13 protein-coding genes are annotated in these 14,144 nt (G+C 69.8%); 1 reads left to right on the forward strand and 12 read right to left on the reverse strand.

All coding sequences use genetic code 11. The features are described from left to right. The 12 genes from nuoL to ACFXMG_RS16280 are packed head-to-tail and all read right to left on the reverse strand — an operon-like array spanning window position 1 to window position 12,501. Window positions 1-1,896: an NADH-quinone oxidoreductase subunit L gene (gene nuoL / locus ACFXMG_RS16225; protein WP_383827142.1), complete on the reverse strand. Its 1,896-nt coding sequence runs from the start codon at window positions 1,894-1,896 to the stop codon at window positions 1-3. An 11-nt stretch (window positions 1,897-1,907) separates the two neighbouring features. Next, window positions 1,908-2,207, reverse strand: coding sequence for an NADH-quinone oxidoreductase subunit NuoK (gene nuoK, locus ACFXMG_RS16230; RefSeq protein ID WP_043227770.1), 300 nt, complete (start codon window positions 2,205-2,207; stop codon window positions 1,908-1,910). Continuing rightward, window positions 2,204-3,037, reverse strand: coding sequence for an NADH-quinone oxidoreductase subunit J (locus tag ACFXMG_RS16235; protein WP_383827137.1), 834 nt, complete (start codon window positions 3,035-3,037; stop codon window positions 2,204-2,206). Before ACFXMG_RS16235 ends, nuoK begins: the two co-directional genes overlap by 4 nt. After that, on the reverse strand, window positions 3,034-3,612 hold the full coding sequence (nuoI, locus tag ACFXMG_RS16240) for an NADH-quinone oxidoreductase subunit NuoI (protein ID WP_383827134.1): 579 nt from the start codon (window positions 3,610-3,612) through the stop codon (window positions 3,034-3,036). Before nuoI ends, ACFXMG_RS16235 begins: the two co-directional genes overlap by 4 nt. Continuing rightward, on the reverse strand, window positions 3,605-4,963 hold the full coding sequence (nuoH, locus tag ACFXMG_RS16245) for an NADH-quinone oxidoreductase subunit NuoH (RefSeq protein WP_383827130.1): 1,359 nt from the start codon (window positions 4,961-4,963) through the stop codon (window positions 3,605-3,607). Before nuoH ends, nuoI begins: the two co-directional genes overlap by 8 nt. Beyond that, on the reverse strand, window positions 4,960-7,440 hold the full coding sequence (locus tag ACFXMG_RS16250; protein WP_383827128.1) for an NADH-quinone oxidoreductase subunit G: 2,481 nt from the start codon (window positions 7,438-7,440) through the stop codon (window positions 4,960-4,962). Before ACFXMG_RS16250 ends, nuoH begins: the two co-directional genes overlap by 4 nt. Continuing rightward, window positions 7,437-8,786, reverse strand: a complete 1,350-nt coding sequence (gene nuoF, locus ACFXMG_RS16255) for an NADH-quinone oxidoreductase subunit NuoF (RefSeq protein ID WP_383827220.1) — start codon at window positions 8,784-8,786, stop codon at window positions 7,437-7,439. Before nuoF ends, ACFXMG_RS16250 begins: the two co-directional genes overlap by 4 nt. Then, window positions 8,786-9,526, reverse strand: a complete 741-nt coding sequence (nuoE, locus tag ACFXMG_RS16260) for an NADH-quinone oxidoreductase subunit NuoE (RefSeq protein WP_383827125.1) — start codon at window positions 9,524-9,526, stop codon at window positions 8,786-8,788. The genes nuoF and nuoE overlap by 1 nt, the downstream gene beginning before the upstream one ends. Beyond that, entirely contained in the window at window positions 9,523-10,845 is a 1,323-nt protein-coding gene (locus ACFXMG_RS16265; protein ID WP_383827122.1) for an NADH-quinone oxidoreductase subunit D, read from the reverse strand. The genes nuoE and ACFXMG_RS16265 overlap by 4 nt, the downstream gene beginning before the upstream one ends. Then, window positions 10,842-11,573, reverse strand: a complete 732-nt coding sequence (locus tag ACFXMG_RS16270; protein WP_383827120.1) for an NADH-quinone oxidoreductase subunit C — start codon at window positions 11,571-11,573, stop codon at window positions 10,842-10,844. The genes ACFXMG_RS16265 and ACFXMG_RS16270 overlap by 4 nt, the downstream gene beginning before the upstream one ends. Further along, the gene (locus ACFXMG_RS16275; RefSeq protein WP_030758424.1) at window positions 11,570-12,124 is read right to left on the reverse strand and encodes an NADH-quinone oxidoreductase subunit B family protein; all 555 of its coding nucleotides are present in this window, start codon (window positions 12,122-12,124) and stop codon (window positions 11,570-11,572) included. The genes ACFXMG_RS16270 and ACFXMG_RS16275 overlap by 4 nt, the downstream gene beginning before the upstream one ends. A gap of 17 nt (window positions 12,125-12,141) precedes the next feature. Beyond that, on the reverse strand, window positions 12,142-12,501 hold the full coding sequence (locus tag ACFXMG_RS16280) for an NADH-quinone oxidoreductase subunit A (protein ID WP_007490928.1): 360 nt from the start codon (window positions 12,499-12,501) through the stop codon (window positions 12,142-12,144). 690 nt (window positions 12,502-13,191) lie between these two features. Here ACFXMG_RS16280 and ACFXMG_RS16285 point away from each other — a divergent pair. After that, complete coding sequence (locus ACFXMG_RS16285; protein WP_384901293.1) at window positions 13,192-14,133, forward strand: C40 family peptidase; 942 nt, start codon at window positions 13,192-13,194, stop codon at window positions 14,131-14,133. Window positions 14,134-14,144: the final 11 nt, after the last annotated feature.

Consider the following 14,144-nt stretch of genomic DNA (forward strand, 5'->3'; position numbering starts at 1 on the left):
TTACACCGCCCTCATCAGCAGGGTCGCGGCGATGAGGACCGCCGTACCGCCGAACATGGAGACCGCGTACGAGCGGACGTGGCCGTTCTGGAGCTTGCGCAGCCGGCCGGAGAGCCCGCCGACACCGGCCGCCGTGCCGTTGACCACGCCGTCCACGAGGCTGTGGTCGACGTAGACCAGCGAGCGGGTCAGGTGGGTGCCGCCGGTGACGAAGACCGCGTGGTTGAAGTCGTCCTGGAGCAGGTCGCGGCGGGCGGCCCGGGTGAGCAGCGAGCCGCGCGGGGCGACCACCGGCACCGGGCGGCGCCCGTACTGGAGGTAGGCCAGGGCGACGCCGATCACCATGACGGCGACGGTGGCGGTCGTGACGGCCGCGGCGCTGATCGGCGGGTGGCCGTGCTCGTAGTCGGTGACGGGCTTCAGCCAGTTCACGAACCGGTCGCCGATGCCGAAGATCCCGCCCGCGAAGACCGAGCCGAACGCCAGCAGGATCATCGGGACCGTCATGGACTTCGGCGACTCGTGCGGGTGCGGCAGCTCGCCCTTCTCGTCGGGCTGCCAGCGCTTCTCGCCGAAGAAGGTCATCAGCATCACGCGCGTCATGTAGTACGCGGTGATGGCGGCGCCCAGGAGGGTGACGGAGCCAAGGATCCAGCCCTCGGTGCCGCCCTTGGCGAAGGCCGCCTCGATGATCATGTCCTTGGAGAAGAAGCCGGACAGGCCCGGGAAGCCGATGATGGCGAGGTAGCCGAGGCCGAAGGTGATGAAGGTGACCGGCATGTACGTGCGCAGGCCGCCGTACTTCCGCATGTCGACCTCGTCGTTCATGCCGTGCATGACCGAACCGGCCCCGAGGAACAGCCCGGCCTTGAAGAAGCCGTGCGTCACCAGGTGCATGATCGCGAAGACGTAGCCGATCGGGCCGAGGCCGGCCGCCAGGATCATGTAGCCGATCTGCGACATCGTCGACCCGGCGAGGGCCTTCTTGATGTCGTCCTTCGCGCAACCGACGATCGCACCGAAGAGCAGCGTGACCGCGCCGACGATGGTGACGACGAGCTGCGCGTCCGGGGAGGCGTTGAAGATGTCGGCGGAGCGCACGATCAGATAGACACCGGCGGTGACCATGGTCGCGGCGTGGATGAGGGCCGAGACCGGGGTCGGGCCCTCCATCGCGTCCCCGAGCCAGGACTGGAGCGGCACCTGGGCCGACTTGCCGCAGGCCGCGAGGAGCAGCATCAGGCCGATCGCCGTCAGCGTGCCCTCCGAGGTCTCCCCCGTCGACGCGAGGACCGGCCCGAAGGCGAAGGTGCCGAAGGTGGTGAACATGATCATGATGGCGATCGACAGGCCCATGTCGCCGACCCGGTTGACCAGGAACGCCTTCTTCGCGGCGGTGGCCGCGCTGGGCTTGTGCTGCCAGAAGCCGATCAGGAGGTACGAGGCGAGGCCGACGCCCTCCCAGCCGAAGTACAGCAGCAGGTAGTTGTCCGCGAGGACCAGCAGCAGCATCGCCGCGACGAACAGGTTCAGGTAGCCGAAGAAGCGGCGGCGCCGCTCGTCGTGCTCCATGTACCCGATCGAGTACACGTGGATGAGCGTGCCCACCCCGCTGATCAGCAGCACGAAGGTCATCGACAGCTGGTCGAGCTGGAAGGCGATGTCCGCCTGGAAGCCCTCGACGGGGATCCAGGTGATGAGGTGCTGGTGCATCGCCCGGTCGTCGGCGCTCCGGCCGAGCATGTCGGCGAAGAGCGCGAGACCGATGACGAAGGAGACGGCCGCGAGGAGCGTGCCGAGCCAGTGCCCGGCCTTGTCGAGCCGGCGGCCGCCGCACAGCAGGACGGCCGCTCCGAGCAGGGGCGCCGCGATGAGCAGCGCAATCAGGTTGTCCACGGTTCAGCCCCTCACAGCTTCATCAGGCTGGCGTCGTCGACCGAGGCCGAATGGCGGGATCGGAAGACGGACACGATGATCGCGAGCCCGACGACGACCTCCGCGGCGGCCACGACCATCGTGAAGAAGGCGATGATCTGGCCGTCGAGGTTGCCGTGCATGCGGGAGAAGGTGACGAACGCGAGGTTGCAGGCGTTGAGCATCAGCTCCACGCACATGAAGACCACGATCGCGTTCCGCCGGATCAGCACGCCGACCGCACCGATGGTGAACAGCAGGGCGGCGAGGTAGAGGTAGTTGACGGGATTCACCGCGGGGCCTCCTCTCCGTCACGCGTCTCGTCCCGGTCGCGGCCCAGCCGCTCCGAGGAGCGCTGCTCCAGGGCCTTGAGATCGGCGATCGCCTCCGCCGACACGTCCCGCACCTGGCCCCGCTTGCGCAGGGTCGAGATGACGGTGAGCTCGGACGGGGTGCCGTCGGGCAGCAGACCCGGGACGTCCACCGCGTTGTGCCGGGCGTAGACGCCGGGGGCGGGCAGCGGCGGCAGGTGCTTGCCCTCGCGCACGCGCTGCTCGGCCAGCTCGCGCTGGGTCCGGGCCCGCTCGGTGCGCTCCCGGTGGGTGAGGACCATCGCGCCGACGGCGGCGGTGATCAGCAGGGCGCCGGTGATCTCGAAGGCGAAGACGTACTTGGTGAAGATGAGGGCCGCCAGGCCCTCCACGTTCCCCCCGTGCGCGGCGTTCGCCGCGCCGAGGCCGGCGAACTCGGTCAGCGCCGCGTTCCCGATCCCGGCGAAGAGCAGGACGCCGAAGCCGAGGCCGCAGGCGGCGGCCCACCAGCGCTGGCCCTTGATGGTCTCCTTCAGCGAGTCCGCGGCCGTGACACCGACCAGCATGACGACGAAGAGGAAGAGCATCATGATCGCGCCGGTGTAGACGACGATCTGCACGATGCCGAGGAAGTACGCGCCGTTGGCCAGGTAGAAGACCGCGAGGACGATCATCGTGCCGGCCAGGCAGAGGGCCGAGTGCACGGCCTTCTTCATAAGGATGGTGCACAGCGCGCCGATGACGGCGACGGTGCCGAGCACCCAGAACTGGAACGCCTCGCCCGTGGAGGTCGCGTAGGCCGCGAGCATCATGCGTCCGCCCCCTCCTGGTCCGGCGTCTCCCCCTTGGACACGGCGACCTGACGGACCGTCCCGGGCGCGGCCTCGACGACGAGGCCCCGGTAGTAGTCCTGCTCGGTCATGCCGGGGAAGATCGCGTGCGGGGTGTCGACCATGCGGTCCTCGAGCCCCGCGAGCAACTGCTCCTTGGTGTAGATCAGGTTCTCGCGGGAGGAGTCGGCCAGCTCGAACTCGTTGGTCATCGTCAGCGCGCGCGTGGGGCACGCCTCGATGCACAGCCCGCACAGGATGCAGCGGGCGTAGTTGATCTGGTAGACGCGGCCGTACCGCTCGCCGGGCGAGTAGCGCTCCTCCTCCGTGTTGTCCGCGCCCTCCACGTAGATGGCGTCGGCGGGACAGGCCCAGGCGCACAGCTCGCAGCCGACGCACTTCTCCAGGCCGTCCGGGTGGCGGTTGAGCTGGTGCCGGCCGTGGAAGCGGGGTGCCGTCGTCTTCTTCTGCTCCGGGTACTGCTCGGTCAGCCGCTTCTTGAACATGGCCTTGAAGGTCACGCCGAAGCCGGCCACCGGATTCTGGAAGTCAGACACGATCCGTCCCCCTTTCGTCACTCTCAGTAGCAGTATCGGGGCCACCACTGACAACGAGGTCCCGCTGGTGTCGGGACCCGCGCCGGGGCACGGGCGGCAGGGACTGTCCTGGCTTGGGCGGTACGGGGAAGCCGCCGGCCATCGGGTCGAAGGCGCCCTCCGCGCCGGGCCCGGCCGCCTCCTCCTTCTTCCGGTCGCGGAAGAAGTCGGCGAGGAAGGAGAGCAGCAGCACGGCCAGGATGGCGCCGGCCACGTACAGCACGATGTTGGTGAAGGCGATGTTCTCGTTGCGCAGCGCCCGGACGGTGGCGACCAGCATCAGCCAGACCACCGAGACCGGGATGAGCACCTTCCAGCCGAGCTTCATCAGCTGGTCGTAGCGGACGCGTGGCAGGGTGCCGCGGAGCCAGATGAAGAAGAAGAGCAGCAGCTGCACCTTGAGGACGAACCACAGCATCGGCCACCAGCCGTGGTTGGCGCCCTCCCAGAAGGTGGAGACCGGGTACGGGGCCCGCCAGCCGCCCAGGAAGAGGGTCACCGACACCGCGGAGACCGTCACCATGTTCACGTACTCGGCGAGCATGAACATCGCGAACTTGATGGACGAGTACTCGGTGTTGAAGCCGCCGACGAGGTCGCCCTCGGACTCCGGCATGTCGAAGGGGGCGCGGTTCGTCTCGCCGACCATCGTCACGATGTAGATGAGGAAGGAGACCGGCAGCAGGACGATGAACCAGCGGTCCTGCTGCGCCTCGACGATCGCCGAGGTCGACATCGAGCCGGAGTAGAGGAAGACCGAGGCGAAGGCCGCGCCCATGGCGATCTCGTACGAGATCATCTGCGCGCAGGAGCGCAGGCCGCCGAGGAGCGGGTACGTGGAGCCGGACGACCAGCCGGCGAGCACGATGCCGTAGATGCCGACGGAGGCGACCGCGAGGATGTAGAGCATCGCGATCGGCAGGTCGGTGAGCTGCATCGTGGTGCGCTGGCCGAAGATCGACACCTCGTTGCCGGCCGGGCCGAAGGGGATCACGGCGATCGCCATGAAGGCGGGGATGGCGGCGACGATCGGGGCCAGGACGTAGACGACCTTGTCGGCCCGCTTGACGATCACATCCTCCTTCAGCATCAGCTTGATGCCGTCCGCGAGGGACTGGAGGAGGCCCCAGGGGCCGTGCCGGTTGGGGCCGATGCGCAGCTGCATCCAGGCGACGACCTTGCGCTCCCACACGATGGAGAAGAGCACGGTGACCATCAGGAACGCGAAGCAGAAGACGGCCTTGACCGCGACGAGCCACCAGGGGTCCGTCCCGAACAGGGAGAGGTCCTCGGCAGCGAGAAGCGTGTTCACGCCTGCGCCTCCTTCGGGGTGGCGGGGCCGATGCGGACCAGGGTGCCGGGGTGGGCGCCGGTGTCGGCCAGGACGCCGTGGCCGTCCGAGTTCAGCGGGAGCCAGACGACGCGGTCGGGCATGTCGGTGACCTGGAGCGGGAGGGCGACGGAGCCGGTGGGGCCGGTGACCTCCAGGAGGTCGCCGTTCTTGACGCCGGTGTCGGCGGCGGTGGCGGCGGAGAGCCGGGCGACCGCCGCGTGGCGGGTGCCGGCCAGGGCCGTGTCGCCCTCCTGGAGGCGGCCGAGGTCGAGCAGCAGCCGGTGGCCGGCGAGGACGGCCTCGTCGTCGCCGGGCCGGGGGGCCGGGACGGCGTGCGCGGTGGGCTCGGAGGCCCGCTCCTCGGTCCACCGGCCGAGCCGGTCCAGCTCGCGACGGGCCGCCTTGAGGTCGGGCAGGGCGAGGTGGGCGTCCATGGCGTCGGCGAGCATGTGGAGCACGCGCGCGTCGGTCGGGGCGAGCGCCCTCGTCAGCTGCTCGGGCTTGAGCGCCGCCTCGAACATCCGGGCCCGGCCTTCCCAGTTGAGGAAGGTGCCGGACTTCTCGGCGACGGCGGCGACCGGCAGGACGACGTCGGCGCGCTCGGTGACCGCGCCGGGGCGCAGCTCCAGGGAGACGACGAAGGCCGCGTCGAGGGCCTCACGCGCGCGTGCCGGGTCGGGCAGGTCGTCGACGTCGACGCCGCCGACGAGGAGTCCGGCGAGTTCGCCGCTCGCGGCCGCCTCGATCATCTGGCCGGTGTCGCGGCCGTAGCCGTGCGGGAGTTCGCGGACGCCCCAGGCGGCGGCGACCTCCTCACGCGCGCGTGGGTCGGTCGCGGGCCGGCCGCCGGGCAGCAGGCTCGGCAGCGCGCCGGCCTCGATCGCGCCGCGCTCGCCGGCCCGGCGGGGGATCCACACGAGCGTCGCGCCGGTGGCGGCGGAGGCGCGCAGGGCGGCGGTGAGCGCGCCGGGGACCGAGGCGAGCCGCTCACCGACGGCGATGACGGCGCCGTCCCGGCGGAGCTCCTCGGAGGCGGCCCAGCCGGTGGTGTCCAGGCCGACCCGGGAGGTGAGGGCGTCGAGCCACTCGGTCTCGGTGCCGGGGGCGGCCGGCAGCAGCGTGCCGCCGGCCTTCTCCAGGCCGCGGGTGGCGTGGGTGGCGACGGCGTACGTCTTCTGCCCGTGCTTGCGCCATGCCTTGCGGAGCCGCAGGAAGACGCCGGGGGCCTCCTCCTCGGACTCCAGGCCGACGAGCAGGACCATCGGCGCGGCTTCGAGGGTCGTGTACGTGATCCCCGTGCCGTCGAGGTCGCGGCCGCGTCCGGCGACGGTGGAGGCGAGGAAGTCGGCCTCCTCGCCGGAGTGGATCCGGGCCCGGAAGTCGACGTCGTTGGTGTCGAGGGCGACGCGCGCGAACTTGGCGTAGGCGTAGGCGTCCTCGACGGTGAGCCGGCCGCCGGCGAGGACGCCGGTCCGGCCGCGGACGAGACCGCGGGCGGCGGCCTCCAGGGCCTCGGGCCAGGAGGCCGGTGCGAGGACCCCGTCCGCGTTCCGTACGAGGGGGGTCGTCAGCCGGTCGCGCTGCTGCGCGTACCGGAAGCCGAACCGGCCCTTGTCGCAGATCCACTCCTCGTTGACCGCGGGGTCGTCCTGCGCGAGGCGGCGCATGACCTTGCCGCGCCGGTGGTCGGTGCGGGTGGCGCAGCCGCCGGCGCAGTGCTCGCAGACGGAGGGCGACGACACCAGGTCGAAGGGGCGGGAGCGGAAGCGGTACGCCGCCGAGGTGAGCGCGCCGACCGGGCAGATCTGGATGGTGTTGCCGGAGAAGTACGACTCGAAGGGGTCGCCCTCGCCGGTGCCGACCTGCTGGAGGGCGCCGCGCTCGATGAGTTCGATCATCGGGTCGCCGGCGACCTGGTTGGAGAAGCGGGTGCAGCGGGCGCAGAGCACGCAGCGCTCGCGGTCGAGCAGCACCTGGGTGGAGATCGGCACCGGCTTCTCGTAGGTGCGCTTGACGCCCTCGAAGCGGGTGTCGGCCTGTCCGTGGGACATGGCCTGGTTCTGGAGCGGGCACTCGCCGCCCTTGTCGCAGACCGGGCAGTCCAGCGGGTGGTTGATGAGCAGCAGCTCCATCACGCCGTGCTGGGCCTTCTCGGCGACGGGCGAGGTCAGCTGCGACTTGACGACCATGCCGTCGGTGCAGGTGATGGTGCAGGAGGCCATCGGCTTGCGCTGGCCCTCGACCTCGACGATGCACTGGCGGCAGGCGCCGGCGGGGTCGAGGAGGGGGTGGTCGCAGAAGCGGGGGATCTCGATGCCGAGCTGTTCGGCGGCGCGGATGACCAGGGTCCCCTTGGGGACGGAGATCTCGGCGCCGTCGATGGTCAGCGTGACGAGATCCTCCGGCGGCACGGCCGGGCTTCCGCCGCCCGCCGGGGTGGACGCGGTGACGGTCATGCGGTCACCTCCTTGTGGTTGTCCGCCCAGGCGGTCGACTTGGCCGGGTCGAAGGGGCAGCCCTTGCCCGTGATGTGCTGTTCGTACTCCTCGCGGAAGTACTTGAGCGAGGAGAAGATCGGCGAGGCGGCGCCGTCGCCGAGGGCGCAGAACGACTTGCCGTTGATGTTGTCGGCGATGTCGTTGAGCTTGTCGAGGTCGGCCATCTCCCCTTCGCCGGCCTCGATGTCGCGGAGCAGCTGGACGAGCCAGTAGGTGCCCTCGCGGCAGGGGGTGCACTTGCCGCAGGACTCGTGGGCGTAGAACTCGGTCCAGCGGGTGACGGCCCGGACGACGCAGGTGGTCTCGTCGAAGCACTGGAGCGCCTTGGTGCCGAGCATGGATCCTGCGGCGCCGACGCCCTCGTAGTCGAGCGGCACGTCGAGGTGCTCGTCGGTGAACATGGGGGTGGAGGAGCCGCCGGGGGTCCAGAACTTGAGCCGGTGTCCGGGGCGCATCCCGCCGCTCATGTCGAGGAGCTGGCGCAGGGTGATGCCGAGGGGGGCCTCGTACTGGCCGGGCGAGGAGACGTGCCCGGAGAGCGAGTAGAGCGTGAAGCCGGGGGACTTCTCGCTGCCCATGGAGGTGAACCACTCCTTGCCGCGGTTCAGGATCGCGGGAACGGAGGCGATGGACTCGACGTTGTTCACCACGGTGGGGCAGGCGTAGAGGCCGGCGACCGCGGGGAAGGGGGGCCGGAGCCGGGGCTGGCCGCGGCGCCCTTCGAGCGAGTCGAGCAGGGCGGTCTCCTCGCCGCAGATGTACGCGCCGGCGCCGGCGTGCACGGTGAGTTCGAGGTTCAGTCCGCTGCCTAGGATGTCGCGGCCGAGGTAGCCGGCGGCGTACGCCTCGCGGACCGCCTCGTGGAGGCGGCGCAGGACGGGGACGACCTCGCCGCGGAGGTAGATGAACGCGTGCTCGGAGCGGATCGCGTAGCAGGCGATGATCATTCCCTCGATGAGGGAGTGCGGGTTGGCGAAGAGGAGGGGGATGTCCTTGCAGGTGCCGGGCTCGGACTCGTCGGCGTTGACGACGAGGTAGTGGGGCTTGCCGTCGCCCTGCGGGATGAACTGCCACTTCATGCCGGTGGGGAAGCCGGCGCCGCCGCGTCCGCGGAGGCCGGACTCCTTCACGTACGCGATGAGGTCGTCGGGGCTCATGGCGAGCGCCCGCCTCAGGCCCTGGTAGCCCTCGTGCCGCTCGTACGTCTCCAGGGTCCAGGAGTCCGGCTGGTCCCAGAAGGCGGAGAGGACCGGGGAGAGCAGCTTCTCGGGACTGCTGGAATTGATCTCGGCCGCCAACGTCATCACGCTCCCTCCTGACCGGCTGCCTCGCCGCGCGGGTGGACGATTCGGGTGTGGGGGGTCTCGCCCTTGGCCAGGCGGAGCCCTACGAGGGAGGCCGGTCCGGCGCCGCCGGTGGCCTCGACGGCGCCGGGGCGCTCGTCGGGGAAGCCGGCGAGGATCCGGGCGGTCTCCTTGAAGGTGCAGAGGGGGGCGCCGCGGGTGGGTTCGACGGTGCGGCCCTCGCGCAGGTCGTCGACCATCTTCTTGGCCGACTCGGGGGTCTGGTTGTCGAAGAACTCCCAGTTGACCATCACGACGGGCGCGAAGTCGCAGGCCGCGTTGCACTCGATGTGCTCAAGGGTGATCTTGCCGTCGTCGGTCGTCTCGTTGTTGCCGACGCCGAGGTGCTCCTTGAGCTCCTCGAAGATGGCGTCGCCGCCCATGACCGCGCAGAGCGTGTTCGTACAGACGCCGACCTGGTAGTCGCCGGACGGCTTGCGGCGGTACATCGAGTAGAAGGTGGCGACGGCGGTGACCTCGGCCGTGGTCAGGCCGAGCGTGTCGGCGCAGAACCGCATGCCGGTACGGGTCACGTGGCCCTCCTCCGCCTGCACGAGGTGCAGCATCGGCAGGAGCGCGGAGCGGGAGTCGGGGTAGCGGTCGATGATCGCCTTCGCGTCCTCCTCCAGCCGGGCCCGGACGTCGTCCGGGTAGGCGGGGGCGGGAAGCTGGGGCATCCCGAGGCTGACGTTCTCCGTCATCGGTCGACGCCTCCCATCACGGGGTCGATGGAGGCGACGGCGACGATGACGTCGGCGACCTGGCCGCCCTCGCACATCGCGGCCATGGCCTGGAGGTTGGTGAAGGACGGGTCGCGGAAGTGGACCCGGAAGGGGCGGGTGCCGCCGTCGGAGACCACGTGCACGCCGAGTTCGCCCTTGGGGGACTCGACGGCCGCGTACGCCTGGCCGGCCGGGACCCGGAAGCCCTCGGTGACCAGCTTGAAGTGGTGGATCAGGGCCTCCATGGAGGTGCCCATGATCTTCGCGATGTGGGCCGGCGAGTTGCCGAGGCCGTCGGGGCCGAGGGAGAGCTGCGCGGGCCACGCGATCTTCTTGTCGCCGACCATGACCGGGCCGGGTTCGAGCCGGTCGAGGCACTGCTCGACGATCCGCAGCGACTGGCGCATCTCCTCCAGGCGGATGAGGAAGCGGCCGTAGGCGTCGCAGGTGTCGGCGGTGGGGACCTCGAAGTCGTACTCCTCGTACCCGCAGTACGGGTCGGTCTTCCGCAGGTCGTGCGGGAGGCCGGCCGACCGGAGGATCGGTCCGGTGGCGCCGAGGGCCATGCAGCCGGTGAGGTCGAGGTGGCCGACGTCCTGCATGCGGGCCTTGAAGATGGGGTTGCCGGTGGCGAGCTTGTCGTACTCCGGCAGGTTCTTCTTCATGGTCTTCACGAACTCGCGCACGGCGTCGACGCCGCCGGGCGGGAGGTCCTGGGCGAGGCCGCCGGGCCGGATGTAGGCGTGGTTCATGCGCAGGCCGGTGATCAGCTCGTACAGGTCCAGGATCATCTCGCGGTCCCGGAAGCCGTAGATCATGATCGTGGTGGCGCCGAGCTCCATGCCGCCGGTGGCGATGCACACCAGGTGCGAGGAGAGCCGGTTGAGCTCCATGAGGAGGACCCGGATGACGGTGGCCCGGTCGGGGATGTCGTCGGTGATGCCGAGCAGCTTCTCCACGCCGAGGCAGTACGCCGTCTCGTTGTAGAACGAGGTGAGGTAGTCCATGCGCGTGACGAAGGTGGTGCCCTGCGTCCAGGTCCGGTACTCGAGGTTCTTCTCGATGCCGGTGTGGAGGTAGCCGATGCCGCAGCGGGCCTCGGTGACGGTCTCGCCGTCGATCTCCAGGATGAGCCGCAGCACGCCGTGGGTGGACGGGTGCTGGGGGCCCATGTTGACGACGATCCGCTCGTCGTCGGCCTTCGCCGCGGACTGGACGACCTCGTCCCAGTCGCCGCCGGTGACCGTGTAGACGGTCCCCTCGGTGGTCTCGCGGGGGCTTGACGCGGTGCTGTTCACGAGTACGACCTCCGCTGGTCCGGAGCCGGGATCTGGGCGCCCTTGTACTCGACGGCGATGCCGCCGAGCGGATAGTCCTTGCGCTGCGGGTGGCCCTGCCAGTCGTCCGGCATCATGATCCGGGTGAGGGCCTGGTGGCCTTCGAAGACGATCCCGAAGAAGTCGTACGTCTCGCGCTCGTGCCAGTCGTTCGTCGGGTAGACGGCGGTGAGCGAGGGGATCCGCGGGTCGTGGTCGGGGGCCGAGACCTCCAGCCGGATCAGCCGTCCGTGGGTGAGCGAGCGCAGGTGGTAGACGGCGTGCAGCTCGCGTCCCTTGTCGCCCGGGTAGTGGACGCCGGAGACGCCGGTGCAGAGCTCGAAGCGGAGCGCCGGGTCGTCGCGCAGGGTGCGGGCGACGCGGACGAGGTGCTCGCGCTCGATGTGGAAGGTGAGTTCGCCGCGGTCGACGACCGTCTTCTCGATCGCGTTCTCCGGGACGAGCCCCTGCTCCTCCAGGGCGCCTTCGAGCTCGTCCGCGACCTCGTCGAACCAGCCGCCGTAGGGGCGGGTGGCGGGGCCGGGGAGGCGGATCGAGCGGACGAGACCGCCGTAGCCGGAGGTGTCGCCGCCGTTGTTCGCGCCGAACATGCCCCGCTGGAGCCGGACCTCCTCCCCGTGCTCTCCGCGCTGACCGGGCAGGTTCTGCTCGCTCAGCTCCTTCTCGGGGTTCGGGGTTTCGTCGCTCAACGGAGCAGACCCTTCATCTCGATGGTCGGCAGCGCCTTGAGCGCCGCCTCCTCCGCCTCGCGGGCCGCCTCCTCGGCGTTCACGCCGAGCTTGGAGCTCTGGATCTTCTGGTGGAGCTTGAGGATCGCGTCCACCAGCATCTCCGGGCGCGGCGGGCAGCCGGGCAGGTAGATGTCGACCGGCACGATGTGGTCGACGCCCTGCACGATCGCGTAGTTGTTGAACATGCCGCCCGAGGAGGCGCAGACGCCCATGGAGATGACCCACTTGGGGTTGGGCATCTGGTCGTAGACCTGCCGCAGGACGGGCGCCATCTTCTGGCTGACCCGGCCCGCGACGATCATGAGGTCGGCCTGCCGCGGGGAGCCGCGGAAGACCTCCATGCCGAAGCGGGCGAGGTCGTAGCGGCCGGCGCCGGTCGTCATCATCTCGATGGCGCAGCAGGCGAGGCCGAAGGTCGCGGGGAAGACGGATGCCTTCCGGACCCAGCCCGCGGCCTGCTCGACGGTGGTCAGCAGGAAACCGCTGGGCAGCTTCTCTTCGAGTCCCATGGGTGCTCCTCAGCCCCTCAGTCCCATTCCAGGCCGCCGCGCCGCCACACGTACGCGTAGGCGACGAAGACGGTGAGCACGAAGAGCAGCATCTCCACGAGCCCGAAAAGCCCCAGGGCGTCGAAGGTGACGGCCCAGGGATAGAGGAAGACGATCTCGATATCGAAGATGATGAAGAGCATCGCCGTCAGGTAGTACTTGATCGGGAAGCGGCCTCCCCCGGCGGGAGTCGGCGTCGGTTCGATACCGCACTCGTACGCCTCAAGTTTTGCCCTGTTGTACCGCTTTGGCCCGATTAGCGTGGCCATGACCACGGAGAAGATCGCAAACCCCGCACCCAGGGCACCGAGCACGAGGATGGGCGCGTACGCATTCACGCTCCTCGCTCCTTCCAGTCGTCCTTGACCGTTGGACCGCACTGCCGGCTCGCGAACCCCGGGGCGACCTCCAGGAAGATCGCCCACATGTGAGGCAGTTCACAAGCCTGACGTCCGCGTATCTTAAGCCCGCCCCTCTGTGATCTGCGACACGGGGGTCACCAACGGATTTGTGATCTCTGCCACCTGACGAAGGATCATGAAGTCGGATGAGCGGTGATCTTGTCGCGTGAAGCGCCCAGGTGATCACCAGGTGTGACATTCGGACCGGAAATCGCTGGTCGGAGTGGGTGGCGCTCTATCAAGACATGGCGCATACAAGCAAATTGGCAGTGGACACATCCGGGTGATATAGGCATCCGGATCACCCGCCCGAGGGGTCGGCGGGACGGAAGTGGACGCCCGGAGTCCGTGTGCACGCGTTCACGAGACGCTTATGTGACCTGCGTCACTCCATCGGAGGCCGGAAAACGTGGGGCTTGGCCATCGGCTTCAAGAGGTGGTAGGCGAAGGGCAATTCGGGCATCTCATTGAAAACCCATGATCAAGGGCACAATGAGGCGTGCCCGATTTGCCCGTTACGGCGTCAATAAGGGCGCCAACGAAGCGGATTCACAGGTTCCGGTCGTAACTGTGGCGCAACCCACGTTTCTTGAAGGGAACCGTGAAGCCCTGATAGCGGTTGTACCCATGTCCCACACCGCTCACATACCCAGCCACCGAAAGCCCCGCCGCAGCGCCTCGAAGCTCGCGCTCCGCGCCGGAGTTGCCGGTGGCGTCCTCAGCACCATCGCGGTGGCCGGTGCTGCCGGACCGGCGAATGCCGAGCCGGTGACCGAGACCATCGAGATGCCCACGCTGGGGTCGCTCGGCACGGACCTCTCCAGTGCCGTGGCCGCCTCCGCCGAGGCGTCCCAGCAGGAGGCCCTCGGCCAGAGCCTGGAGGCCCAGGAGGCCGCCGCCCTGGAGAAGGCCGCCAAGGAGGCCAAGAAGGCCAAGGCGGAGGCCGACCGCAAGGCCGAGGCCGAGCGCGCCGAGAAGGCCCGCCAGGAGGCCGAGGCGAAGGCCGAGCGCGAGCGCGCCGAGGCCGAGGCCCGCGCCGAGGCGCAGGCCCGCGCCTCCCGCGACGCCGCCCGTACGCAGCTGACCGCGACGTCGGCGTCCGACTCCTCGAACTCGGGCTCGAACTCCGGTTCCGGCTCGGACTCGGGCTCGGACTCGTCGAGCGACGGCGGTTCCTCGTCCTCCTCCGCCTCCGAGTCGACCCAGGTCGCCTCGGGCTCCGCCGCCGCGATCGTGGCCTTCGCCCGCGCGCAGGTCGGCGACGCGTACGTCATGGGCGGCACCGGCCCGAACTCGTGGGACTGCTCGGGCCTCGTCCAGGCCGCCTACAGCGCCGCCGGCATCGACCTGCCGCGCGTCTCCGGCTCCCAGTCCTCCATGGGCTCCTCCGTCTCCCTGAGCAACCTCCAGCCGGGCGACATCCTCTACTGGGGCAGCCGCAGCGGCTCGTACCACGTCGCCATCTACGTCGGCGGCGGCAAGTACGTCGGCGCGCAGAACCCCTCCACCGGTGTCGTCGAGCGCTCCCTGGACTGGGACACGCCGTCGGGCGCGGTGCGCATCCTCTGATCCACCGGCGC

Source organism: Streptomyces sp. NPDC059201 (assembly GCF_042754585.1).
GTDB lineage: Bacteria > Actinomycetota > Actinomycetes > Streptomycetales > Streptomycetaceae > Streptomyces.

What these genes read in the sequence shown, in the direction of transcription:
- ACFXMG_RS16285 (WP_384901293.1), top strand. Translation starts at nt 13,192, where the DNA reads ATGTCCCACACCGCTCACATACCCAGCCACCGAAAGCCCCGCCGCAGC.
- ACFXMG_RS16235 (WP_383827137.1), bottom strand. Translation starts at nt 3,037, where the DNA reads ATGATGCTCGCGGCCTACGCGACCTCCACGGGCGAGGCGTTCCAGTTC.
- nuoF (WP_383827220.1), bottom strand. Translation starts at nt 8,786, where the DNA reads ATGACGTTGGCGGCCGAGATCAATTCCAGCAGTCCCGAGAAGCTGCTC.
- ACFXMG_RS16250 (WP_383827128.1), bottom strand. Translation starts at nt 7,440, where the DNA reads ATGACCGTCACCGCGTCCACCCCGGCGGGCGGCGGAAGCCCGGCCGTG.
- nuoE (WP_383827125.1), bottom strand. Translation starts at nt 9,526, where the DNA reads ATGACGGAGAACGTCAGCCTCGGGATGCCCCAGCTTCCCGCCCCCGCC.
- ACFXMG_RS16275 (WP_030758424.1), bottom strand. Translation starts at nt 12,124, where the DNA reads ATGGGACTCGAAGAGAAGCTGCCCAGCGGTTTCCTGCTGACCACCGTC.